The organism is Pseudomonas sp. LG1E9, assembly GCF_003290225.1.
GTDB classification, from domain to species: Bacteria; Pseudomonadota; Gammaproteobacteria; order Pseudomonadales; family Pseudomonadaceae; genus Aquipseudomonas; species Aquipseudomonas cyclaminis.
Map to the genome: position 1 here is coordinate 1,308,746 of NZ_CP029983.1, position 22,666 is coordinate 1,331,411.

The window sequence follows — 22,666 nt, forward strand, 5'->3', positions numbered from 1 at the left end:
CCAAATATGTCCATGAACCCGACGGCGCAAGTACTCATCTCCTATGGCTAAAATTATCGGCATCATCGTCGTCTTCGCGAGCGTGCTCGGCGGGTACGTCCTGTCCCACGGTAAAATTGCGGCACTGATCCAGCCTTTCGAAGTGCTGATCATTGGTGGTGCGGCACTGGGCGCCTTCCTGCAGGCCAACCCCGGCTACATGACCATGCACGTGGTCAAGAAATCGCTGGCCATGTTCGGTTCGCGCTTTACCCACACCTTCTACCTGGAAGTGCTGGGCCTGGTGTACGAGATCCTCAACAAGAGCCGCCGCGAAGGCATGATGGCCATCGAGGCCGACATCGAGGACGCCGCCGCCAGCCCGATTTTCGCCAAATACCCGGCCGTGCTCAAAGATGAGCGCATGACCGCCTATATCTGCGACTACCTGCGCATCATGTCCTCCGGCAACATGGCCCCCCACGAGCTGGAAGGCCTGTTCGACATGGAATTGTTCAGCCTTAAAGAAGAGCTGGAACACCCTTCCCACGCCGTGACCGGCATCGCCGACGGCATGCCTGGCTTCGGTATTGTTGCGGCGGTGCTCGGTATCGTGGTGACCATGGCATCCCTGGGCGAAGGTGACCAAGCGGCCATCGGCATGCACGTAGGTGCGGCGCTGGTGGGTACGTTCTTCGGTATTCTCGCGGCCTATGGTTTCTTCGGCCCGCTGGCCACCTCCCTGGCTCACGATGCCAAGGAAGAAATCAATCTGTACGAATCGATCAAGGCCAGCCTGGTAGCGTCCGCGTCCGGCATGCCGCCATCGCTGGCGGTCGAGTTCGGTCGCAAGGTGTTGTACCCGAAGCATCGCCCAAGCTTCGCCGAGCTGGAACAAGCGGTTCGCGGTCGCTAAGCCATGGAAAACAACCAGCCGATAATCATCAAGCGCGTCAAGCGCTTCGCTGCGGGGCACCATGGTGGCGCCTGGAAAATCGCCTTCGCCGACTTTGCGACGGCGATGATGGCGTTCTTCCTGGTGCTGTGGCTGATGTCTACCGCCACGCCCGAACAGAAGATCGCCATCGCCGGTTACTTCAAAGACCCGATTGGCTTCTCGGAAAGTGGTACGCCGTTTGTGATCGACCTGGGCGGCTCGCCGCAGTTGGCGCCTGAGCGCACCATCAACCCAGAGGTCAAGACCGAGGCCCCGCAGGAAAAAATCCCGATCGAGCGTGACACGGTCGAGAGCATGGCCGAGCAGGTCGAGCAGGAACGCCTGGAGTTGTTGCTGCAAGAGTTGCAGACCAAGGTGGATGAAAATCCGCAGCTGCTCAAATTCAAGGATCAGATCTCGTTCGAGATCACGCCCGAAGGCCTGCGCATCCAGATTACCGATGCCGCCAACCGGCCGATGTTCGATTCCGGCAGCGCGCGGCTCAAGCCTTACTTCGAAGACATCCTGCTGGCCATGGCTGACACCATCAAGGCGGTGCCGAACAAGATCAGCATCAGCGGCCACACCGACGCCAAGCCGTATGCCGGCCAGGGTGATTTCGGCAACTGGGAACTCTCGGCCAACCGCGCCAACGCCGCCCGCCGTGCGTTGGTGGCAGGCAGCTACCCCGATCCGCAAGTGGCGCGCGTGGTGGGTTTTGCCTCCTCGCAGCTGTTCGAGCCCAAGGATCCGTTCAATCCGATCAACCGGCGTATCGACATCGTGGTGCTGACCAAAAAGGCCCAGCGTGCGATTGAAGGTGATCAGCCGCCCGTTGTGCCAACCCCAGGCGCGGGCGCACCCGGCGAAGTGCCGACTGACCCGAACGCCATCCCGCCGGGGCAGGAGCCGTTGCCGGCCCACGAACTGCGGCAGAAGCTGAACCTGTTTGATGATGGTGGGATGAAGGATCCTACGGTGCCTAAGGCGGGTTCCTAAGACAGCACATACAAAAAGGCCGCGATGATCGCGGCCTTTTTGTTTCTGCCCTGCAAGTAAGCTTGCTCGCCACCAGGGTCAGTAACTGCTCTCCGGGAGACTCGCAATAATCGACCGATAGCTGTTCATCCGCTGCTGCTGCACGCGCCCATCTTCCAAGGCCTTGAGCAACGCACAGCCCGGCTCGCGATCATGCTTGCAATCGCGAAAACGGCAGGTACCGATCAGGTCGTTGAACTCGATGAAGCCCGCTTCCACATCGCTGCGGCTGACGTGGCCCAAGCCGAATTCACGGATGCCAGGGGAGTCGATCAGCTCACCGCCGCCGGGGAAGTGAAACAGTCGCGCGGTGGTGGTGGTGTGGGTGCCCTGGCCGGACAGTTCCGACAGCGGGCCGACACGGGTGTCGACTTCCGGCAGCAAGCTGTTGACCAGCGATGACTTGCCCACGCCGGACTGGCCGACAAACACACTGATGCGCCCGTCCAACTGCTGTTGCAGCTGTTCCATGCCGTTACCGTGGTGAGCCGAGACTTCCAGCACCGGGTAACCCAGGGTTCGGTAGACTGCCAGTAAGGCATTGAGCGCCGGAGCGTTCTGCTCGTCGATCAGGTCGAATTTGTTCAGCAGCAACAGCGGGCGAATGCCGGCGTGCTCGGCGGCTACAAGGTAGCGATCGATCAGGTTGGCATGGGGCTCGGGCAGCGGCGCGAACACGATCACGATCATGTCGACGTTGGCCGCTACCGGCTTGAGCTGGCCGCGGCTGTCGGGCCGGCGCAGTTCGGTGGTGCGCGGCAGCTGGGCGACGATCACGCCGATGCCCTGGTTGCCTGCACGCCACACGACCTTGTCGCCGGTGACCAGCGCCGGCAGGTTTGCGCGCAAATGGCAGCGGGACACAGAGCCTGCCAGTTCGCCTTCCAGCGCCTCGACTTCGACCTGCACACCAAAGTGCGCGATCACCAGGCCCGTTTGCTCGGGGCCCAGGTCGCCGCCCTCAAGCGCTTCCACGGCGGAGGATTCACGTTTGGCGGCGCGAGCGGCGCGTTCGCCTTGAATCTTTTCGATGCGCCAGTTTTGGCGACGGTTGAGCTGGCGTTTGGCCATTGGTGTTCCGTGTTGATAATGCAAAGGTTGGGTAAAACGGTCGCGAGTCTAGCACGGCCCCGCCTGCTAAACTGCGCAGCTACGCCAAGGTGCCAAGAGAATCAAGCCATGCAAAACCCACAGAACCTGATTTGGATCGATCTGGAAATGACCGGTCTGAACCCCGACACCGACGTCATCATCGAGATGGCGACCATTGTCACCGACAGCAACCTCAACACCTTGGCCGAAGGTCCGGTGATCGCCATCCACCACAGCGACGCCGTTCTCGCCACCATGGACGAGTGGAACACCCGCACCCACGGCAACTCCGGCCTGACCCAGCGTGTGCGCGACAGCCGCATCAGCATGGCCGAGGCCGAAGCCGAAACCATCGCCTTCCTGGAAAAGTGGGTGCCCAAGGGCAAATCGCCGATCTGCGGCAACAGCATCTGCCAGGACCGCCGCTTTCTTTATACCCACATGAAGGAGCTGGAAAGCTACTTCCACTACCGCAACCTGGATGTGTCGACCTTGAAGGAACTGGCCGCGCGTTGGGCGCCGGAAGTCAAAGACAGCTTCCACAAAGGCAGCACCCATTTGGCGCTGGACGATATTCGCGAGTCGATCGCCGAGTTGCAGCATTACCGCAAGCACTTCATCAAGGCTTGAAACGGTTTCTTACCGTGTCCGGGCTTCCTGTGGTGAGCGGGCTTGTCCCGCGTTGGGCTGCGTAGCGGCCCCACTACCGTCGCCGCATTCCTCCCGATAAATATCATCGCCAACTATTTGGGGCTGCTGCGCAGCCCAGCGCGGGGCAAGCCCGCTCACTACAACTTTACAAGGATCGCCATCATGCTGCTGATGCTTTACCTAATCGCCATCACCGCCGAAGCCATGACCGGTGCCCTCTCTGCGGGGCGTCGCGGCATGGATTGGTTCGGCGTGGTGCTGATTGCCTGTGTAACGGCGCTGGGTGGCGGTTCGGTGCGGGATGTGTTGCTGGGGCATTACCCGCTGACATGGGTCAAACACCCGGAGTACCTGGTGCTGACCTCGGTGGCGGCGCTGGTGACAATCTTTATCGCGCCCCTGATGCGCCGCCTGCGCTCGTTGTTCCTGGCGTTGGACGCCTTGGGCCTGGTGGCCTTCACGCTGATCGGTTGCATGACTGCCCTGGAAATGGGGCACGGTATGTTGGTGGCGTCAGTGAGCGGCGTGATCACCGGGGTTTTTGGCGGCATCCTGCGGGATATTTTCTGCAACGACATTCCGCTGATCTTCCGCCGCGAGCTCTACGCCAGCGTGTCGTTCCTAGCCGCGTGGTTCTATTTGCTCTGTTTGTATCTGCAATTGCCCAGCGAGCAAGCGATCCTGCTGACCCTGTTCAGCGGCTTTCTATTGCGCCTGTTGGCGATCCGTTTTCACTGGGAAATGCCCAAGTTCGTCTACAACGACGACGTGCACTAGCGCGTAGCGTGCTGGTTCAGCGCCCATTCCACATGTTCGCGCACCAGCTCCGAGGGGTAATCCCGGCGCGCCTTCAAGGCTTCCAGCACCGGAATGCTCGACGGCGCATTGCCCAGGCCCACCGCCAGGTTGCGCAGCCAGCGCTCGTAGCCGGCGCGGCGCAGGGGCGAGCCCTCGGTGCTGCTGAGGAATTTATCCTCGTCCCACATAAACAGTTCGGCCAGTTCTGCGTTATCCAGGTTATGCCGAGGCTTGAAATCGCCCTCGGTGGTGGCGCGGGCGAAACGATTCCACGGGCAAACGATCTGACAGTCATCGCAGCCGAACACGCGGTTGCCAATCAGCGGGCGCAGGTCTTCAGGAATGGCGCTCTTGAGTTCGATGGTCAGATAGGAAATGCAGCGCCGGGCGTCCAGCACGTAGGGGCCGACAAAGGCGTTGGTCGGGCAAATATCCAGGCACGCCGTGCAACGGCCGCAGTGTTCGGTGCTATGGGGCTCATCCACCGGCAGCGGTAAATCGACAAACAGCTCGCTGAGGAAGAAATAACTGCCAGCCTTGCGGTTGAGTACCAAGGTGTTTTTACCGATCCAGCCCAGGCCGGCCTTTTCGGCGATGGCTTTTTCAAGTACGGGCGCGCTGTCGACAAAGGCGCGGAAGCCAAACGGGCCGATCTGCGCCTGAATCCGGTCGGCCAGTTGCTGTACGCGCTTGCGGATCAGCTTGTGGTAGTCACGGCCCAGGGCGTAGCGCGAGATGTAGGCTTTTTCCGGCTGGGCCAGTAGTTGCGCCATTTGAGTGTCGCCGGGTAGATAGTCCATGCGCAGCGACACCACGCGCAAGGTGCCGGGAACCAGCTCGTCAGGGTGCGAGCGTTTGCTGCCATGGGCGCCCATGTAGTCCATTTCGCCGTGGTAGCCCGCGTCGAGCCAGCGTTGCAGGTGCTGTTCATGCTCAGCCAGGTCCAGGCCGCTGATGCCGACTTGTTGAAAGCCCAGCTCGCGGCCCCAGTCTTTGATCGATTGGGCGAGGGCAGGCAGATCGGAGGTAATAGCGGGCATGAGACACGGGAAACCACAGGTTAGATGCGTATAATTCTGCCAGACATCGGAGCTTGAAGACGCATGCCGCAGACAAAACACGAAATAACCGACGTTCAGTCCTTGTTGCACGGCCATTTGCCGCAACTGGCTGCGCGTTCCCCGGACGCCCATAAAGGCCAGTTCGGCCACTTGCTGGTCATTGGTGGCGATCGCGGCTTTGGCGGCGCAGCGCTGTTGAGCGCGCAAAGTGCCTTGCGCAGCGGGGCGGGCATGGTGTCCCTGGCGACTCGCCTTGAGCACGTGCCTGCCGCGTTGGCTCGCATGCCGGAAGTCATGACCGTAGGCGTGAGCTCAGCCAACCAGCTTATGGGTCTGCTGGAAAAAATCTCGGTCATCGTCATTGGTCCGGGCCTGGGTGAGGCGTCCTGGGGTAAAAGCCTGATATCGGTTGCCGCCAACGCGCAGCTGCCGCAGGTGTGGGACGCAGACGCGTTGAATCAGTTGGCGGCCGGTACTGTGAGTCTTCCGAGCGGTAGTGTGATTACGCCGCATCCGGGCGAGGCCGCGCGCTTGTTGGGCATTTCGACAGCCGAGGTACAGGCCGACCGCCTTAAGGTAGCGCGCGCGTTGAGCCAGAAATTCAAGGCAGTGGCTATCCTCAAGGGTGCTGGCAGTTTGATTGCCAGCCCCGATGGCCGTGTTTCCCGTTGTGATCAGGGCCATCCGGCAATGGCGACGGCAGGTTTGGGCGATGTATTGGCCGGCCTGGTGGGTGCGCTGATGGCCCAAGGCATGCCGGCTTATGAAGCAAGCTGCCTGGCCGTGTGGTTGCACGCCACGGCGGGGGATCGCCAGGGCAGCCTGGGGCGTGGCCTGGCGGCCAGCGACCTGATACCGGCCATTCGTCAATTGTTGGAGGAGCAGTCGCCGTGCCTGAAGTAATCCTTTTCCTGGCCGATGAAGACGCCATGGTCGCGTTCGGTCATCGCATTGCGCGGGTCACGTGCGGCGCGGGATTGATCTTTCTCGAAGGCGATCTGGGGGCGGGCAAGACCACGCTGTCACGGGGCATCATTCGTGGGTTGGGCCACACGGGGGCGGTGAAAAGCCCGACGTTCACCTTGGTCGAGCCTTACGAGATCGGTGCGGTGCGTGCGTTCCACTTCGACCTCTATCGCCTGGTCGATCCTGAAGAGCTGGAGTACATGGGCATCCGTGATTACTTCGATGAAGACGCACTGTGCCTGATCGAGTGGCCAGATAAAGGCACAGGCTTTTTGCCAAAGCCGGACCTGACCATTACCATTACGCCGCATGAATCAGGACGTCAGCTGAAGTTGTTGCCCCAGAGCCCACGCGGTGAATCGTGGTGTGCTGCTCTGGTATTGGAATTCAAATAATTGGTGGGGTTAGGTATGCGCTTTCGCGCGTTGGTTGCTGTCGTAGGGGTGTTGCTTGCGGCAATGACTGTCAATGCTCTGGCTGCTTCACAGGTGAAGAGTGTTCGCCTGTGGCGAGCGCCGGATAACACGCGACTGGTGTTCGACCTGTCTGGCCCGGTCCAGCACAGCGTCTTTACCCTCACGGCGCCTGATCGCCTGGTGATCGACATCAACGGCGCGACCCTGGCCGCGCCGCTGAAGGTGTCCACCGCCAACACCCCGATTACCGCCATGCGCTCGGCCCAGCGCACACCGACCGACTTGCGTGTGGTCATCGACCTGAAAAAAGTCGTGACCCCGAAAAGCTTTTCCCTCGCGCCGAATGCCCAGTATGGCAACCGCCTGGTGGTCGACCTGTTCGACAACGCCGCCGATGCCGCACCGCCGCCTGCGCCGACACCGGCCGTGGCGACTGTGCCCGCCGTGCCGGTCAACCCGTCGCAGCCCCAAGTCAAGTTGCCGCCACCGCCGCCTGCCCCGGCGGGCAAACGCGACATTATCGTAGTGATCGACGCCGGCCACGGCGGTGAAGACCCCGGTGCATCCGGCTCGCGGGGCCAGCATGAAAAAGACGTGGTGCTGGCCATCGCCCGTGAACTGCAACGCCAGGTCAACGGCATGAAAGGCTATCGCGCCGAGCTGACCCGTACTGGCGACTACTTCATTCCGCTGCGCGGCCGTACCGAAATCGCCCGCAAGAAGGGGGCTGACCTGTTCGTGTCGATCCACGCTGATGCGGCGCCCTCGACCGCTGCGTTCGGTGCCTCGGTGTTTGCGTTGTCGGATCGCGGCGCTACGTCCGAGACTGCTCGTTGGCTGGCCGACAGCGAAAACCGTTCCGACTTGATCGGCGGTGCCGGCAACGTGTCCCTGGATGACAAGGACAAGATGCTCGCGGGTGTATTGCTCGATCTGTCGATGACGGCCTCGCTGACCTCCAGCCTGAACGTCGGCCAGAAGGTCCTGAGCAACATCGGTCGCGTGACTTCGCTGCACAAACAGCGTGTTGAACAGGCCGGGTTCATGGTGCTGAAGTCACCGGACATCCCGTCGATCCTCGTGGAAACCGGGTTTATCTCCAACGCAAACGAAGCGTCCAAGCTCGCCAGTGCCAGCCACCAACAGGCCTTGGCGCGCTCCATCAGCGCCGGTGTGCGTCAGTTCTTCCAGCAAAACCCGCCGCCTGGCACCTACATCGCCTGGCTGCGGGACTCCGGCAAGATCGCCCAAGGCCCGCGTGACCATCGTGTGCAACCCGGCGATACCCTGGCGATGCTAGCGGTGCGCTTCCAGGTCTCGGCCGCGACGTTGCGCAGTGCCAACAACCTGAAGACCGATGAGTTGAAAGTTGGCCAGGTGTTGACCATCCCTGGCACTGAATTGGCGGCGCAGTAATGAGCGAATCTACCTTGAACAGCGGGTCGCGCATTGAGTTGCTCAGCCCGCGCCTGGCTAACCAGATTGCAGCGGGCGAGGTTGTTGAGCGCCCTGCATCGGTGATCAAGGAACTGCTGGAAAACAGCATCGACTCCGGTGCCAAGCGCATTGATGTCGACGTGGAGCAGGGTGGCGTCAAGTTACTGCGGGTACGTGACGACGGCAGCGGCATTTCTTCCGATGACCTGCCGCTGGCCCTGGCCCGTCACGCCACCAGCAAAATCCGCGACCTGGAAGACCTCGAACGGGTCATGAGCCTGGGCTTTCGCGGTGAGGCCTTGGCTTCGATCAGTTCCGTGGCCCGCTTGACCCTGACTTCCCGCACCCGTAATGCCGAGCAGGCCTGGCAAGTGGAAACCGAAGGCCGTGACATGGCGCCGCGGGTCCAGCCGGCGGCACACCCGGTGGGTACCTCGGTGGAAGTGCGCGACCTGTTTTTCAACACCCCGGCGCGGCGCAAATTCCTCAAGGCCGAGAAAACCGAATTCGATCACCTGCAAGAAGTCATCAAGCGCCTGGCCTTGGCCCGCTTCGACGTGGCATTCCACCTGCGGCACAACGGCAAGACCATCCTCAGCCTGCACGAAGCCCATGACGACGCCGCGCGCGCTCGGCGAGTGTCGGCGATTTGCGGCGGTGGGTTCCTGGAACAGGCGCTGCCGATCGAGATCGAGCGCAATGGCTTGCGGCTCTGGGGCTGGGTTGGCTTGCCGACTTTCTCTCGTAGCCAGGCGGACTTGCAGTACTTCTTTGTGAATGGCCGTGCGGTGCGCGACAAGCTGGTGGCCCACGCGGTGCGCCAGGCGTATCGCGATGTGCTGTTCAACGGGCGGCATCCGACATTTGTCTTGTTCTTTGAGGTTGACCCTTCGGTGGTCGACGTCAACGTGCACCCGACCAAGCACGAAGTACGCTTCCGTGACGGGCGCATGGTGCATGACTTCCTCTATGGCACCCTGCACCGCGCGCTGGGCGACGTGCGCCCGGATGATCAATTGTCGGCGCCGATAGTGACGGCGGTGGTGCGTCCGAGCGGTCCCGAAGCTGGCGAGTTTGGGCCTCAGGGCGAAATGAGCCTGGCGGCCAACCTGCTGCAATCGCCGCAGTCGCAACCTGCGTATACCGCGCCGGGCTCCGGTGCGGGCGCGGGCTATCAATACCAATACACACCGCGACCGCAGTCGACGGTGCCTGTGGCCGAGGCCCAGGCGGCCTACCGCGAATTTTTCGCGCCGCTGCCGGGTGCCGAGCCGGGCGCAGTGGCCTTGCCGGAAGGTGGCGGTGATATTCCGCCGCTGGGTTATGCGCTGGCGCAGCTCAAAGGTATCTATATCCTCGCGGAAAACGCCCACGGCCTGGTGCTGGTGGATATGCACGCCGCCCACGAGCGGATCATGTACGAGCGCCTGAAGATCGCCATGGCCAGCGAAGGCCTCAGCGGCCAGCCGCTGCTGGTGCCGGAGTCCCTGGCCGTCAGCCAGCGTGAAGCCGATTGCGCCGAAGAGCACCACAGCGTGTTCCAGAAACTGGGCTTCGAACTGCAACGCCTGGGGCCGGAAACCCTGGCAATCCGCCAGATTCCGGCGCTGCTCAAGCAAGCCGAAGCCAACCGGCTGGTGGCCGACGTGCTGGCAGACCTGATGGAGTACGGCACCAGTGACCGTATCCAGGCGCACATCAACGAGCTGCTCGGCACCATGGCCTGCCACGGCGCCATCCGCGCCAACCGCCGTCTGGCCCTGCCGGAAATGAATGGCCTGCTGCGTGACATGGAAAACACCGAGCGCAGCGGCCAATGCAACCATGGCCGACCGACCTGGACCCAAATGGGCCTGGACGATCTGGACAAACTGTTCCTGCGCGGCCGTTGATGAGTATCTTGCCCCCCGCGATTTTTCTGATGGGCCCAACGGCCGCCGGCAAGACCGACCTGGCCATCGAGCTGACCAAGGTGTTGCCGTGCGAGCTGATCAGTGTCGACTCTGCCCTGGTTTACCGGGACATGGACATCGGTACGGCCAAGCCGTCTAAAGCGCTATTGGCTGAGCATCCGCACCGTTTGATCGACATCATCGATCCGGCCGAGAGCTATTCGGCCGCGGATTTTCGCACCGACGCCCTGGCCGCCATGGCCGAGATCACCGCACGGGGCAACATTCCGCTGCTGGTGGGCGGCACGATGCTCTACTACAAGGCTTTGCAGGAAGGTCTGGCGGATATGCCGCCGGCTGATGCCCAGGTGCGTGCCGAACTCGAAGAAGAGGCTGCACGCCTTGGTTGGCAAGCCTTGCACGACCAGTTGGCGGCGGTGGATCCGGTCTCGGCCGCGCGCATTCACCCCAACGACCCCCAGCGTCTCAGTCGTGCTCTGGAAGTCTGGCGTGTCAGCGGCCAGACCATGACTGAACTACGCCTGAAACAAAGTGCGCAAAGTGCTGACGCAGGCGCTTCTGGACAGTCACAATTGCCCTATACTGTGGCGAATCTGGCCATCGCTCCGGCAAATCGTCAGGTGCTGCATGAACGAATTGCACAAAGATTCACAATTATGTTGGAACAGGGGTTTATCGACGAGGTCGTAGCACTGCGTTCCAGAGGTGACCTGCATCCAGGGTTACCTTCGATACGCGCTGTAGGCTATCGCCAAGTCTGGGATCATCTGGATGGCAAGCTGACGTCAGCCGAAATGCAGGAGCGCGGCATCATTGCCACGCGCCAATTGGCGAAACGCCAGTTCACCTGGCTGCGCAGCTGGAGCGATTTGCACTGGTTGGACAGCCTGGACAGCGACAATCTGTCACGCGCCTTGAAATACTTGGGAACGGTCTCCATATTGAGCTGAGTCCTTGCAATTGCCGTCTATCCTTGGGGGTGTGACGGCCATGAGCTATCTATTTTCCGATTTTTTATTATTGATCCTTAAAGGAGTGCGGCACATGTCAAAAGGGCATTCGCTACAAGACCCTTACTTGAATACTTTACGTAAAGAGAAAGTGGGGGTTTCCATCTATCTGGTCAACGGTATCAAGCTGCAAGGCACGATCGAGTCGTTCGACCAGTTCGTGATCCTGCTGAAAAACACCGTCAGCCAGATGGTTTACAAGCACGCTATCTCGACAGTCGTTCCAGTTCGTCCAATCCGTCTGCCTAGCGCAGCAGGTGACGAAGTCGGTGACGCTGAGCCAGGTAACGCCTGATAGGAGTCTCCTTTGTTCTTTGAGCGCCACGGTGGTGGTGAGCGGGTAATCCTCGTTCACTTGGATGGACAGGACCCTGAGGCGCGCGAAGATCCGCAGGAGTTTCAGGAGTTGGCAAATTCGGCCGGCGCCGAGACCGTTGCGTTTTTTAACGTGCCGCGTCATCGGCCAACCGCCAAATTTCTGATTGGCAGCGGCAAGGTCGAGGAACTGCGCGACCTGGTCCACGCCGAAGAAGCCGATCTGGTGATCTTCAATCACACCCTCACGCCCAGTCAGGAACGTAACCTCGAACGTGTTTTCGAGTGTCGCGTGATCGACCGTACCGGCCTGATCCTCGATATTTTCGCCCAACGCGCCCGTACCCATGAGGGCAAGCTCCAGGTAGAACTGGCCCAGCTTGACCACATGAGCACCCGGCTGGTTCGCGGCTGGACTCACCTTGAGCGTCAGGGTGGTGGCATCGGCATGCGTGGCCCGGGTGAAACCCAGCTCGAAACTGACCGGCGCCTGCTGCGGGTTCGCCTGCGCCAGATCAAGGGCCGCCTCGAAAAAGTACGCAGCCAGCGCGAGCAATCGCGACGCGGGCGTTCTCGCGCGGATATCCCTACCGTGTCCCTGGTGGGCTATACCAACGCCGGCAAGTCAACGCTGTTCAACAACGTGACCCAATCCGACGTGTACGCCGCCGATCAACTCTTCGCCACTCTCGACCCGACCCTGCGCCGCCTGGACATTGGCGACCTCGGGCCGATCGTCCTGGCCGACACCGTGGGTTTCATTCGTCACTTGCCCCACAAGCTGGTCGAGGCATTTCGGTCTACGCTCGAAGAGTCGAGCAATTCCGACCTGTTGTTGCACGTGATCGATGCGGCTGAACCGGATCGCATGTTGCAGATTGAACAGGTGATGGTGGTGCTGGGCGAGATTGGCGCCCAGGACTTGCCGATCCTTGAGGTCTATAACAAACTCGATTTGCTTGAAGGCGTTGAGCCACAAATCCAGCGCGACGAGAACGGCAAACCCCAGCGGGTATGGCTGTCGGCGCGAGATGGCAGTGGTTTGGAGCTGCTTGAACAAGCCATCGCCGAGTTGCTCGGCAGCGATTTGTTTGTCGGCACCTTGCGCTTGCCTCAGCGTTTTGCTCGACTGCGTGCACAGTTTTTCGAGCTGGGCGCCGTACAGAAAGAAGAACACGACGAAGAAGGTGTCAGCTTGCTGGCCGTTCGGTTGCCGCGCTCGGAGCTCAATCGGCTGGTCAGCCGTGAGGGTGTAGTCCCGACAGAGTTCATCGAACAACACACTTTGCAATAAAAGCCTCCGAAAGCGGTTGTGCCGCAGTAGCAGGCATTCTGTAGCATTGGTCGGCGCGCCGTGGGTGCGTCTTTGCTTTATCAGATGGAGAGCGCTATGGCTTGGAATGAGCCGGGTGGCAACTCGAATAATCAGGATCCTTGGGGTGGTAAGCGCCGCAATAATGGCGACCGCAAGGGGCCACCAGATCTCGACGAGGCCTTCCGAAAGCTGCAGGAAAGCCTGAATGGGTTGTTCGGTGGTGGAAAAAAACGTGGCGGTGACGACGGTGGTCGTACCAGCAAGGGCGGTGGCTATGGCCTGCTGGGCTTGGGTCTTGTCGTACTGGCGTCGGTATGGCTGTACAGCGCCGTCTACGTCGTGGACGAGCAGGAGCAGGCCGTGGTGCTGCGCTTCGGCAAGTACTACGAGACTGTCGGCCCGGGCCTGAATATCTACTTCCCGCCGATCGACAAGAAGTACATGGAGAACGTCACGCGTGAGCGTGCCTACACCAAGCAGGGCCAGATGCTGACCGAAGACGAGAACATCGTCGAAGTGCCGCTGACCGTGCAGTACAAGATCAGCAACCTGCAGGACTTCGTGCTGAACGTTGATCAGCCGGAAATCAGCCTGCAGCACGCGACCGAAAGCGCCCTGCGCCATGTGGTGGGTTCCACTGCGATGGACCAGGTACTGACCGAAGGTCGTGAATTGATGGCCAGCGAAATCAAGGAGCGCCTGCAACGGTTCCTCGATACCTATCGCACCGGTATCACCGTTACCCAGGTGAACGTACAAAGCGCAGCGGCACCGCGTGAAGTGCAGGAAGCCTTCGATGACGTGATCCGCGCCCGTGAAGACGAGCAGCGTTCGCGCAACCAGGCTGAAACCTATGCTAACGGCGTCGTGCCGGAAGCCCGTGGTCAGGCCCAGCGCATCATCGAAGATGCCAACGGTTACCGCGATGAAGTGGTCTCCCGCGCCAAGGGTGAGGCAGATCGCTTTACCAAGCTGGTCGCCGAGTACCGCAAGGCCCCCGAAGTCACCCGCGAGCGTCTGTACCTGGACACCATGCAGGAAGTCTTCAGCAACACCAGCAAGGTCCTCGTGACCGGCAGCAAGGGTGGGCAGAACAACCTGCTGTACCTGCCGCTGGACAAGATGATCGAAGGTGGTCGTAGCAGCACCAGCGCCCCGGCCTCCGGCTCCAATGCCGCTGCCAACGAAGCGAGCGCTCGTGCAGCCGCTGACTTGCTGCAACAGCAATCACGTACCAGGGAGAGTCGTTGATGAGCAATAAATCGCTGACCGCCCTGATTGTGGGCGTCGTCGTGGTCATCGCTGCCTGGAACTGCTTCTACATCGTGGCTCAGACCGAGCGTGCGGTGCTGCTGCAATTCGGTCGCGTGGTCCAGGCAGATGTCCAGCCGGGCCTGCATGTGAAAGTCCCCTACGTCAACCAGGTGCGCAAGTTCGACGCCCGCCTGATGACCCTGGATGCACCGACACAACGCTTCCTGACCCTGGAAAAGAAAGCCGTGATGGTTGACGCCTACGCCAAGTGGCGCGTCAAGGATGCCGAGCGCTTCTACACCGCGACCTCCGGCCTCAAGCAGATTGCCGACGAGCGTTTGTCGCGCCGTCTGGAATCGGGCCTGCGTGACCAGTTTGGTAAGCGCACCCTGCACGAGGTGGTATCCGGTGAGCGTGACGCACTGATGGCTGACATCACGCGTTCGCTGAACACGATGGCGGAAAAAGAGCTGGGCATCGAAGTTGTCGATGTGCGGGTCAAGGCCATCGACCTGCCGAAGGAAGTGAACCGCAGCGTGTTCGAGCGCATGAGCACCGAGCGTGAGCGTGAAGCCCGTGAGCACCGCGCCAAGGGTAACGAGCTGGCTGAAGGTATCCGTGCGGATGCAGACCGTCAGCGTCGCGTACTGCTGGCTGAAGCCTATCGCGAGTCTGAAGAGGCGCGTGGTGATGGTGATGCCCAGGCTGCGGCGATCTACGCCAAGGCTTACGGCCAGGACCAGGAGTTCTATGCGTTTTACCGCAGCCTGCGCGCCTACCGTGAGAGCTTCGCGAACAAAACCGACGTCATGGTGCTGGACCCAAGCAGCGACTTCTTCCGCTACCTGGAAAAGTCCAAGTAACCAGCCTGTGATTCTGTAGGGCGCACTCCGTCGGGCGGCTAAAATGCCTGGCGGGGTGATCCTTTCAGAAAACGGGTGTATGATGCGGCAGCCGGGAAATTCCCGGCTTTTTTGCGTCTGCATGTTTGATTCGGCAGGCGTGACAGGTTTTTCGAGGAAAGTGCCCGACGAGGCCGTTTGCAGGCCGTTCGTCACGTCGCTCTTGCGCGTGGTTTATGCAGAGGGCGGGTGTTTTCTGCTTCACTCAAGGCTCGGCCGAGGGCTGGCCGCCCGGATCAAAGGGGAATGGCGTAATGGCAACGGTAGACCGCTGGCTGCTGCCAGATGGCATCGAAGAAGTACTGCCACCAGAAGCTGCGCGCATTGAAGTAGCGCGTCGCCAGGTGTTGGATCTGTTCCAGAGCTGGGGTTACGAGTTTGTCGTAACGCCTCATATCGAGTACCTGGAATCCCTGCTGACCGGCGCGGGCCAGGACCTGGATCTGCGCACCTTCAAGGTCATCGACCCGCAATCGGGTCGGCAAATGGGCTTCAGGGCAGACATCACGCCACAAGTGGCGCGCATCGATGCGCACACCCTGCGCCGCGAAGGTCCGAGCCGCCTGTGCTACGCCGGCAGCGTGCTGCATGCTCAGCCGCGGGCCTTGTCGTCCTCCCGTAGCCCGATCCAGTTGGGCGCCGAGTTGTACGGTGATGCCAGTCCGAGCAGTGACGTTGAAGTGATCAGCTTGATGCTGGCCATGCTGCAACTGGCTGACGTGCCCGATGTCCACATGGACCTGGGTCACGTTGGTATCTACCGTGGCCTGGCCCGTGCGGCCGGTTTGTCTGGTGAAGTAGAGCAGCAGTTGTTCGATGCCCTGCAGCGCAAGGCTATCGATGAAGTCATCGCGTTGACCGAGGGCGTGCCTGCGGATCTCGCCGGCATGCTGCGCGCGCTGGTGAACCTGTGCGGCGGTCGTGAAGTGCTGACGGCTGCGCGTGAGCGCCTGGCCAATGCGCCAGCGCCGGTATTGGCTGCGCTGGATGACGTGCTGGCGATTGCCGAGCAGTTATCGGCGCGCTTCCCCGATTTGCCGCTGTACTTTGACCTGGGCGAGCTGCGCGGTTACCACTATCACACCGGTGTGGTGTTCGCGGTGTTTGTCCCGGGTGTTGGCCAGGCCATCGCCCAAGGCGGTCGTTACGACGATATCGGCGCCGACTTCGGTCGCGCCCGTCCGGCGACTGGCTTCTCCACCGATTTGAAAACCCTGGTGACCCTGGGGCGTGCTGAGGTCGAGCTGCCGTCTGGTGGCATCTGGATGCCCGACAGTACGGACGCAGCACTCTGGCAGCAGGTATGCCAGTTGCGCAGTGAGGGTCAGCGTGTTGTCCAGGCTTTGCCTGGCCAGCCATTGGCCGCCGCCCGTGATGCGGACTGCGACCGGCAATTGATTCTGCAGAACGGGCTTTGGCAAGTATCGCCACTGGCTTCTTGAGTTTTCCTGCCGGCCATCGCCGGCACCAAGTTTGCGCGAATGAGGACAAGTGTTATGGGTAAGAATGTCGTAGTCCTGGGCACCCAATGGGGTGATGAGGGCAAAGGCAAGATCGTTGATCTGCTGACCGAACATGCTGCCGCCGTAGTGCGCTACCAAGGTGGCCACAACGCTGGCCATACCCTGGTCATCGATGGCGAAAAAACCGTCTTGCACCTGATCCCGTCGGGCGTCCTGCGCGAAGGCGTGCAGTGCCTGATCGGCAACGGCGTGGTAGTTGCACCTGACGCCCTGCTGCGCGAGATCATCAAGCTGGAAGAGAAAGGCGTACCGGTGCGCGAGCGCCTGCGTATCAGCCCGTCCTGCCCGCTGATCCTGTCCTTCCACGTTGCGCTGGACCAGGCCCGTGAAAAGGCCCGTGGCGAGCTGAAGATCGGTACGACCGGTCGCGGCATCGGCCCAGCCTACGAAGACAAGGTTGCGCGTCGTGGCCTGCGTGTGGGCGACCTGCTCAACATGCCGCGCTTTGAAGACAAACTGCGTGAGTTGGTGGATTACCACAACTTCATGCTGGTCGGTTATTACAAAGAGCCAGCCATCGAGTTCGACAAGACCCTGGCCGAGTGCAAGGAATACGCCGAGCTGCTCAAGCCGCTGATGCTGGACGTGACGGCCGAGCTGCACGACCTGCGTCGCGCTGGCAAAGACATCATGTTCGAAGGCGCCCAAGGTTCGTTGCTGGACATCGACCACGGCACCTACCCGTACGTGACCAGCTCCAATACCACCGCTGGCGGCGTTGCGACCGGTTCGGGCGTTGGCCCGATGTTCCTGGACTACATCTTGGGCATCACCAAGGCTTACACCACTCGCGTAGGTTCGGGTCCCTTCCCGACTGAACTGTTCGACGAAGTCGGTGCGCACCTGGCCAAGCAAGGTCACGAGTTCGGTGCTACCACCGGCCGTGCCCGTCGTTGCGGCTGGTTCGACGCCGTTATCCTGCGTCGCGCTATCGATGTGAACAGCATCTCGGGCATCTGCTTCACCAAGCTGGATGTGCTCGACGGTCTGGAAACCATCAACATCTGCGTCGGCTACAAAGATGCAGAAGGCAACGATGTTGCTCCGACTGACGCTGACAGCTACGTAGGCCTGCAGCCGGTGTACGAAGAAGTGCCGGGCTGGACCGAATCGACCGTGGGCGCCAAGACCCTGGAAGAACTGCCGGCCAACGCCCGTGCCTACATCAAGCGTGTCGAAGCACTGATCGGTGCGCCGATTGACATTATTTCGACGGGTCCTGACCGCAACGAAACCATCGTTCTGCGTCATCCGTTCGCTTAATAAGCTGTTGATGTAAAAAGAAAAGGGCTCCTTCGGGAGCCCTTTTTCGTTTCTGTTCGCCAAGCGGCACGACCCTTGCTGTGTTTCTTTCTTTCGCGGTGCTATCAAATTAATGGCACCCGTGGTGGAGGGATTCTTGATGTCTGCCGTTCTTTCGTTGTTACAAAGTCGTCTGTTGCGACCGGTGTTCGTTACCTTGGGTATCGCCCTTTTGGTGCAAGTGCTGGTGGCCGTCGCTCTAACCCGGAGCACCGTCACTGCGCTGGAGGCTGATTTGGGCAGTCGCCTGGGGATCGATAGCCAGAAGCTGTCTGGTGAGTTGGCCCAGGCAGGCAAGGAAGTCACTTCAAGCCTCGACAGTTTGTCTGCCAGCACCCGCCAGCGCCTGACGGCAGGCCTTTCCACACGCCTGCAGGAAGAACAGAAGCAGCTGCGTGCGACCCTGGAAAAAGACCTGAAGGACTCCGCCAATGACATGGCGCAACTGCTGGCCTCGGTGGCGCCCCGCGCCATGTGGGACAGCGATGTGCCCACATTGTCCGAGTTTGCTCGGCGCGCCCAGCGCAATCCCAACGTGCTGTTTGTGGTCTACGACGATGCGGCGGGTGAGCACCTGACCCGTTACCTGAACCGCGAAAATCCGATCAACAAGGCGCTGCTGGAAAAAGGCCAGGGCGACCGCGCCTTGGACAAAGTCCTGAATGCCGCGAAGAACGATCCTTCGGTGTTCTACGTTGAGGCCTCCATCAGCCCCAATGGCGTAGAAATCGGCAAGGTGCTCATGGGAGTATCGACTGCGTCGGTCGAAGCTGACCTGCAAGCACTGGACAAGCGTTTTGCCGCGCTGATTGCCAGTGGTGATCAGTTGGTCGGCGACAGTCTCAAAGGCGCAGCTGCGGACAGCGCTGCGGCAATGGGCGCGCGCCTGCAGTCGGCGCAAGCCACCGCAACCGAAATGACCGCCAACACCACTGGCGCCGTGCAGGAGGCTGCGGGCACGCTGCGCTGGCGTATCGGCATGGGACTGGCGCTGGTTGGTTTCGGCGTATTGGCATTGATCGCGGTCGTGCTCGGTCGCCGTGTGGTCAATCGCCTGAAGCTGCTGATTGCGGCCATGGACGACCTGGCTGCGGGGGAGGGCGACCTCACCAAGCGTGTGCAGATAAGTAGCAAGGACGAGATTGGCGACATGGCCTCGGCGGTCAATCGCTTTGTGGATAAGTTGCAGCCCATCGTGCGCGAGGCCGGGGACGTGGCCCAGCGTACCGGCGTGGAAATCGGCGCCATGACCTTGCGCAATGCCGGTGCCGATGCGGCCGCTGGCTTGCAGCGCGATGAAGTGGCCGAGAGCTTGCGTGCGCTGTCGCAAATGGCCGACGAGGCCCAGGCCGAAAGCCATGCCATGCAAGCGGCATTGCAACAGGTCGTTGATATTCGCCAGGCCACGGATGAAAACTCGCGAACGTCGGCCGAAGTCGGCAGTTTGATTGAGGCGCTGGCGGGGCAAGTCCAGGCCGGCTCCCAGGTGATCGAGCGGCTGGCTCAGCAAAGCGAACAGATCGAGGTGGTGTTGACGGTGATTCATGGTATCGCCGAGCAAACCAACCTGTTGGCCCTGAACGCGGCCATCGAGGCGGCGCGTGCCGGCGAGACCGGGCGCGGCTTTGCGGTGGTGGCGGACGAAGTACGTGCGCTGGCCAGTAAAACTCAAAGCTCCACCGGGGACATCCAGGCGCACATCGTGGCGTTGCAGCAGGGCGCGCGTGAGGCGGTGGAAACCATCGGCAAGGCCGGGCGCCAGGCGAATGAAGGGTTGCTGGTGCTGCGTGACAGCGTGCGCTTGCAGCAGACGGTCCAGGCTTCGGTTGAGCAAGTGCACGCAGCGATTGGCCTGGCCACCCGTGCCGCTGAGCATCAGGCCCAGGGCGCCCATGCAGTGCGCGGGCGGGTGGAGGTGATTCATGCCCAGGCCGAGCGTGCCGCGCAGGCGGTGGTTGAAACGACCGCCAGTGGCAAGGTGCTGGATGGGTTGGCGGCGCAGTTGAAGGCGAGTTTGGGGCAGTTTCGCGCCTAGTGTCGTCTGTTCGGGCCTCATCGGGGGCAAGCCCCCTCCCACCTGTTGACTGTATTTCAACCTGTGGGGGGGGGGGCGATAGCGATCTCAGCGGCTCAAGTACATTCGAGTGGTTAACAGATAGACCGGCAGCCCCGACACCAGAATCAGCAACGCCGCATAAGGCGCCGCGGCCGCGAATTCCACATTCGACGTATGCGACCACACTGCCGTGGCCAGTGTGTTCAGTCCCGTCGGACTGAGTAGCAGGGTCGCCGTCAATTCCTTCATCGCATCCAGGAACACCAGCGCAAACGCGGCCCCCAGTGCCGGGAAGATAATCGGCAAGGTCACCCGGCAAAACGCGCTGAACGACGAAGCGCCCAGCGTGCGCGCAGCTTCTTCCAATTGCGGCGCGGCCTTGTTCAATGCGGTGCGGATCGGCGCCTGGGCCAGCGGCAAAAACAGCAACGCATAGGCGATCAGCAGCAGAGCCGACGTCTGGTACAGCGCAGGCACGTAATGCAGGGCGAAATACACCAGCGTCAGCGCAATTACCAGGCCGGGCAGGGCGTGCAGCAGATACGGCAGGCGCTCAGCCCAGATCGCCAATTGACCTTTGTAGCGCACCACCAGCAACCCGACCGGTACGGCCAGTACCAGACACAATGCTGCGCCGCCGAGCGACAGGGCCAGAGAAGACAGCAGCGCCTCACTGATCTCGGCCACCGGAAACGCTGCCGACGAACCGACGGCCAACCAATAAGCGAGCATTCCCAGGGGGATGCCGCTGCCAATGATTGCCAGCGCCAGGCAATACACCTGGCCCAGCGGTGCCCATTTACCCAGCTTGACCTGCTCGGCATGCCGCGCCGCGCCCTGGCCGATACGTACGTGTCGGCCCTTGCCGCGCACGCGCAGCTCCAGCCATAGCAGGGTCAGGCACATCACCAGCAGCACTGCTGAAAGCATCGCGGCGTTGGCGTTACTGAATTCCAGCTCGAACTGCTGGTAAATCGCGGTGGTGAAGGTTTGCAGGCCGATGATCGACAAGGCGCCGAATTCCACCAGCATATGCAGCGCAATCAGCAATGCCCCCGCCAGCAGCGATGGCCACAGCAGCGGCAGCGTGACGCGCAAAAACACACCCCAGCGATTGAGTCCCAGCGTGCGAGCGGACTCTTCCAGGGAAGGGTCAAGGTTGCGCAATGTCGCCGCCACAGGCAGAAACACCAGCGGGTATTTGGACAGGCTCATCACCAGGATCGCTCCGCCCAGCCCTTCGAAGTTGGCGCTCAGCGACACCCAGGTAAAGCTGCTGACAAACGCAGGCACCGCAAACGGCAGGCACAGGATCACGCCCCAGGTGCGTCGTCCAGGCAGGTTGCTGCGTTCCAGCAGCCAGGCCAGGGACAGGCCGATTACGCCGCAGGTCACCGTCACCCCAACCATCAGCGCCAGGGTGTTGCGCAGCAGCCCGAACACATAAGGCCGCCACAGCAGATGCACAGCCTCCGCCCACCCGGCCTGCCAGGCTTTCAGGCCGACATAGGCCAGCGGCAACAGGCTCAGGCCAACCAGGAACAGTACCGGCAGCAGCAGCCAGATCGACGGGCGTTTGCGGCGGGGGCTGAACCCCGCAGCGGAGAGCGATGGGGTCATCAGTTCAAGCCAACGTCACGTTCCAGCTCCAGGGCTTCTTCGGCGTTGCCCAGGTCCGCAGGGGTGACTTTCGGCGGTTGCAGCTCGCTGAAAGGCTTTAGGCCGCGATTGGATTCCATGCCTTTGCGCAACGGATATTCCGCCGACGTATTGGTGATGACTCGCTGGCCTTCTTCACTGGCCATGAACGCCAGCAGTTGCTGGGCTTCCTTGGGGTGCTTGCTGGATTTCAGCGCGGCAGCGGACGACACGGTAATCAGGCCGCCAGCGTCGCCGTCGGTGAAATAGTGCAGTTGGGAGTCCAGGTTGGTTTTTTCTTTCTTCAGGGCGAACCAGTAGTAGTTGTTCACCAGGACGGTGGCGACTTCGCCGTTTTCCACGGCCTTCAGGGCGACCATGTTATTGCTGTACACCTTGCCGAACGCGCGCAGGCCGGTGAGCCACTCTTCAGCCGCTTCACGGCCGTGCAGCTTGATGATTGCCACGGCCTGTTCCTGGAACGCGCCGCTGGTCGGCACGAAACCGACTTTGCCTTGCCACTCGGGGCCGGCGAAATCCAGTACGGATTTGGGCAGGTCTTTCTCGGCAATCAATTTGGGGTTGAAGGCTACGACACGAGTGCGCGCAGTCACGCCCATCCAGTCGCCATTGCTGCCGACGTAATCCTTGGGCAGTACGTCGAGGGTGCTGGCATCGATCTTGGCCAGCAGGCCTTGCTCGCCGAGTTTGTTCAGTGGCGGAGATTCTTCGGTATAGATCACATCGGCGGGGGAGCGGTCGCCTTCTTCCACGACCTGGCTGGCCAGCTGGTTGCTGCTGCCTTTGCGCACATTGACGTGGATGCCGGTCTTGGCTTCGAAGGCCTTGGCGAGCTCATCGCCGACTTCTTTGTGCTGGCCGTTGTACAAGGTCAGGGAAACTTTGTCGGCAGAGTAAGCGACGGGCGAGAGCAGGGCCAGGCCGAGCAGAGTGATGGTCAGGCCACGCAGAAGGGATGTCTTGGGACGGGTATCGCGGATCATCATCCGGGGTTTTCCTCACTTGAGATGCAACAAATCATTGCAAGGATAAACGATAAAGT

20 protein-coding genes are annotated in these 22,666 nt (G+C 61.2%); 16 read left to right on the plus strand and 4 right to left on the minus strand.

The window, feature by feature from the left end; genetic code table 11:
- The first annotated feature begins 43 nt into the window (after nucleotides 1-43).
- Nucleotides 44-895 carry a flagellar motor stator protein MotA gene (gene motA / locus DNK50_RS06155; RefSeq protein ID WP_099583685.1) on the plus strand — a complete coding sequence of 284 codons (852 nt, stop codon included), beginning with the start codon at nucleotides 44-46 and terminating at the stop codon, nucleotides 893-895.
- Between the two features lie 3 nt (nucleotides 896-898).
- The gene (gene motB, locus DNK50_RS06160) at nucleotides 899-1,915 is read left to right on the plus strand and encodes a flagellar motor protein MotB (RefSeq protein WP_099583684.1); all 1,017 of its coding nucleotides are present in this window, start codon (nucleotides 899-901) and stop codon (nucleotides 1,913-1,915) included.
- A 78-nt stretch (nucleotides 1,916-1,993) separates the two neighbouring features.
- Here the strand turns inward: motB and rsgA are convergent, their stop codons facing one another.
- Nucleotides 1,994-3,025, minus strand: a complete 1,032-nt coding sequence (rsgA, locus tag DNK50_RS06165; protein ID WP_003171340.1) for a small ribosomal subunit biogenesis GTPase RsgA — start codon at nucleotides 3,023-3,025, stop codon at nucleotides 1,994-1,996.
- Between the two features lie 108 nt (nucleotides 3,026-3,133).
- Between rsgA and orn the strand changes: the two genes are divergently transcribed.
- Both orn and DNK50_RS06175 read left to right on the plus strand, forming a co-directional pair.
- Entirely contained in the window at nucleotides 3,134-3,676 is a 543-nt protein-coding gene (gene orn / locus DNK50_RS06170) for an oligoribonuclease (protein WP_099583682.1), read from the plus strand.
- 180 nt (nucleotides 3,677-3,856) lie between these two features.
- Nucleotides 3,857-4,474, plus strand: coding sequence for a trimeric intracellular cation channel family protein (locus tag DNK50_RS06175; protein ID WP_170827587.1), 618 nt, complete (start codon nucleotides 3,857-3,859; stop codon nucleotides 4,472-4,474).
- Here DNK50_RS06175 and queG read toward each other — a convergent pair.
- Nucleotides 4,471-5,535 carry a tRNA epoxyqueuosine(34) reductase QueG gene (gene queG / locus DNK50_RS06180; RefSeq protein WP_112193117.1) on the minus strand — a complete coding sequence of 355 codons (1,065 nt, stop codon included), beginning with the start codon at nucleotides 5,533-5,535 and terminating at the stop codon, nucleotides 4,471-4,473. The two genes, DNK50_RS06175 and queG, sit on opposite strands and share 4 nt — an antisense overlap.
- 63 nt (nucleotides 5,536-5,598) lie before the next feature.
- On the opposite strand from queG, the gene DNK50_RS06185 reads away from it, so the two are divergent.
- From DNK50_RS06185 to DNK50_RS06240, 12 genes are all read left to right on the plus strand, one after another.
- Nucleotides 5,599-6,459: an NAD(P)H-hydrate dehydratase gene (locus tag DNK50_RS06185; protein ID WP_099583680.1), complete on the plus strand. Its 861-nt coding sequence runs from the start codon at nucleotides 5,599-5,601 to the stop codon at nucleotides 6,457-6,459.
- Nucleotides 6,447-6,917: a tRNA (adenosine(37)-N6)-threonylcarbamoyltransferase complex ATPase subunit type 1 TsaE gene (gene tsaE, locus DNK50_RS06190; RefSeq protein ID WP_112193119.1), complete on the plus strand. Its 471-nt coding sequence runs from the start codon at nucleotides 6,447-6,449 to the stop codon at nucleotides 6,915-6,917. Before DNK50_RS06185 ends, tsaE begins: the two co-directional genes overlap by 13 nt.
- 15 nt (nucleotides 6,918-6,932) lie before the next feature.
- Nucleotides 6,933-8,354, plus strand: a complete 1,422-nt coding sequence (locus DNK50_RS06195) for an N-acetylmuramoyl-L-alanine amidase (RefSeq protein ID WP_099583678.1) — start codon at nucleotides 6,933-6,935, stop codon at nucleotides 8,352-8,354.
- Nucleotides 8,354-10,267, plus strand: coding sequence for a DNA mismatch repair endonuclease MutL (mutL, locus tag DNK50_RS06200; protein ID WP_112193121.1), 1,914 nt, complete (start codon nucleotides 8,354-8,356; stop codon nucleotides 10,265-10,267). The genes DNK50_RS06195 and mutL overlap by 1 nt, the downstream gene beginning before the upstream one ends.
- Complete coding sequence (gene miaA / locus DNK50_RS06205) at nucleotides 10,267-11,238, plus strand: tRNA (adenosine(37)-N6)-dimethylallyltransferase MiaA (RefSeq protein ID WP_099583676.1); 972 nt, start codon at nucleotides 10,267-10,269, stop codon at nucleotides 11,236-11,238. Before mutL ends, miaA begins: the two co-directional genes overlap by 1 nt.
- A gap of 94 nt (nucleotides 11,239-11,332) precedes the next feature.
- Nucleotides 11,333-11,593 carry an RNA chaperone Hfq gene (gene hfq / locus DNK50_RS06210; protein ID WP_071482778.1) on the plus strand — a complete coding sequence of 87 codons (261 nt, stop codon included), beginning with the start codon at nucleotides 11,333-11,335 and terminating at the stop codon, nucleotides 11,591-11,593.
- Nucleotides 11,594-11,605: 12 nt separating this feature from the next.
- Complete coding sequence (gene hflX, locus DNK50_RS06215; RefSeq protein ID WP_099583675.1) at nucleotides 11,606-12,907, plus strand: ribosome rescue GTPase HflX; 1,302 nt, start codon at nucleotides 11,606-11,608, stop codon at nucleotides 12,905-12,907.
- Nucleotides 12,908-13,003: 96 nt separating this feature from the next.
- Nucleotides 13,004-14,179, plus strand: coding sequence for an FtsH protease activity modulator HflK (gene hflK, locus DNK50_RS06220; protein WP_099583674.1), 1,176 nt, complete (start codon nucleotides 13,004-13,006; stop codon nucleotides 14,177-14,179).
- Nucleotides 14,179-15,045, plus strand: a complete 867-nt coding sequence (gene hflC / locus DNK50_RS06225) for a protease modulator HflC (protein ID WP_010213607.1) — start codon at nucleotides 14,179-14,181, stop codon at nucleotides 15,043-15,045. The genes hflK and hflC overlap by 1 nt, the downstream gene beginning before the upstream one ends.
- A gap of 293 nt (nucleotides 15,046-15,338) precedes the next feature.
- The gene (locus DNK50_RS06230; protein ID WP_112193123.1) at nucleotides 15,339-16,526 is read left to right on the plus strand and encodes an ATP phosphoribosyltransferase regulatory subunit; all 1,188 of its coding nucleotides are present in this window, start codon (nucleotides 15,339-15,341) and stop codon (nucleotides 16,524-16,526) included.
- Between the two features lie 54 nt (nucleotides 16,527-16,580).
- Nucleotides 16,581-17,870 carry an adenylosuccinate synthase gene (locus DNK50_RS06235; RefSeq protein WP_032890489.1) on the plus strand — a complete coding sequence of 430 codons (1,290 nt, stop codon included), beginning with the start codon at nucleotides 16,581-16,583 and terminating at the stop codon, nucleotides 17,868-17,870.
- Between the two features lie 139 nt (nucleotides 17,871-18,009).
- Entirely contained in the window at nucleotides 18,010-19,944 is a 1,935-nt protein-coding gene (locus tag DNK50_RS06240; protein WP_112193125.1) for a methyl-accepting chemotaxis protein, read from the plus strand.
- 87 nt (nucleotides 19,945-20,031) lie between these two features.
- Here the strand turns inward: DNK50_RS06240 and DNK50_RS06245 are convergent, their stop codons facing one another.
- Together DNK50_RS06245 and DNK50_RS06250 are read right to left on the minus strand one after the other, a co-directional pair.
- Nucleotides 20,032-21,585: an iron ABC transporter permease gene (locus tag DNK50_RS06245; RefSeq protein ID WP_112193127.1), complete on the minus strand. Its 1,554-nt coding sequence runs from the start codon at nucleotides 21,583-21,585 to the stop codon at nucleotides 20,032-20,034.
- A complete protein-coding gene (locus DNK50_RS06250) occupies nucleotides 21,585-22,610 on the minus strand; it encodes an iron ABC transporter substrate-binding protein (RefSeq protein ID WP_112193129.1) in 1,026 nt (341 codons plus the stop codon). Before DNK50_RS06250 ends, DNK50_RS06245 begins: the two co-directional genes overlap by 1 nt.
- Nucleotides 22,611-22,666: the final 56 nt, after the last annotated feature.

Coding starts and splice junctions, on each gene's coding strand:
- motA (WP_099583685.1), top strand. CDS start 44: ATGGCTAAAATTATCGGCATCATCGTCGTCTTCGCGAGCGTGCTCGGC.
- motB (WP_099583684.1), top strand. CDS start 899: ATGGAAAACAACCAGCCGATAATCATCAAGCGCGTCAAGCGCTTCGCT.
- rsgA (WP_003171340.1), bottom strand. CDS start 3,025: ATGGCCAAACGCCAGCTCAACCGTCGCCAAAACTGGCGCATCGAAAAG.
- orn (WP_099583682.1), top strand. CDS start 3,134: ATGCAAAACCCACAGAACCTGATTTGGATCGATCTGGAAATGACCGGT.
- queG (WP_112193117.1), bottom strand. CDS start 5,535: ATGCCCGCTATTACCTCCGATCTGCCTGCCCTCGCCCAATCGATCAAA.
- DNK50_RS06185 (WP_099583680.1), top strand. CDS start 5,599: ATGCCGCAGACAAAACACGAAATAACCGACGTTCAGTCCTTGTTGCAC.
- DNK50_RS06195 (WP_099583678.1), top strand. CDS start 6,933: ATGCGCTTTCGCGCGTTGGTTGCTGTCGTAGGGGTGTTGCTTGCGGCA.
- mutL (WP_112193121.1), top strand. CDS start 8,354: ATGAGCGAATCTACCTTGAACAGCGGGTCGCGCATTGAGTTGCTCAGC.
- miaA (WP_099583676.1), top strand. CDS start 10,267: ATGAGTATCTTGCCCCCCGCGATTTTTCTGATGGGCCCAACGGCCGCC.
- hfq (WP_071482778.1), top strand. CDS start 11,333: ATGTCAAAAGGGCATTCGCTACAAGACCCTTACTTGAATACTTTACGT.
- hflK (WP_099583674.1), top strand. CDS start 13,004: ATGGCTTGGAATGAGCCGGGTGGCAACTCGAATAATCAGGATCCTTGG.
- hflC (WP_010213607.1), top strand. CDS start 14,179: ATGAGCAATAAATCGCTGACCGCCCTGATTGTGGGCGTCGTCGTGGTC.
- DNK50_RS06230 (WP_112193123.1), top strand. CDS start 15,339: ATGGCAACGGTAGACCGCTGGCTGCTGCCAGATGGCATCGAAGAAGTA.
- DNK50_RS06235 (WP_032890489.1), top strand. CDS start 16,581: ATGGGTAAGAATGTCGTAGTCCTGGGCACCCAATGGGGTGATGAGGGC.
- DNK50_RS06240 (WP_112193125.1), top strand. CDS start 18,010: ATGTCTGCCGTTCTTTCGTTGTTACAAAGTCGTCTGTTGCGACCGGTG.
- DNK50_RS06245 (WP_112193127.1), bottom strand. CDS start 21,585: ATGACCCCATCGCTCTCCGCTGCGGGGTTCAGCCCCCGCCGCAAACGC.
- DNK50_RS06250 (WP_112193129.1), bottom strand. CDS start 22,610: ATGATGATCCGCGATACCCGTCCCAAGACATCCCTTCTGCGTGGCCTG.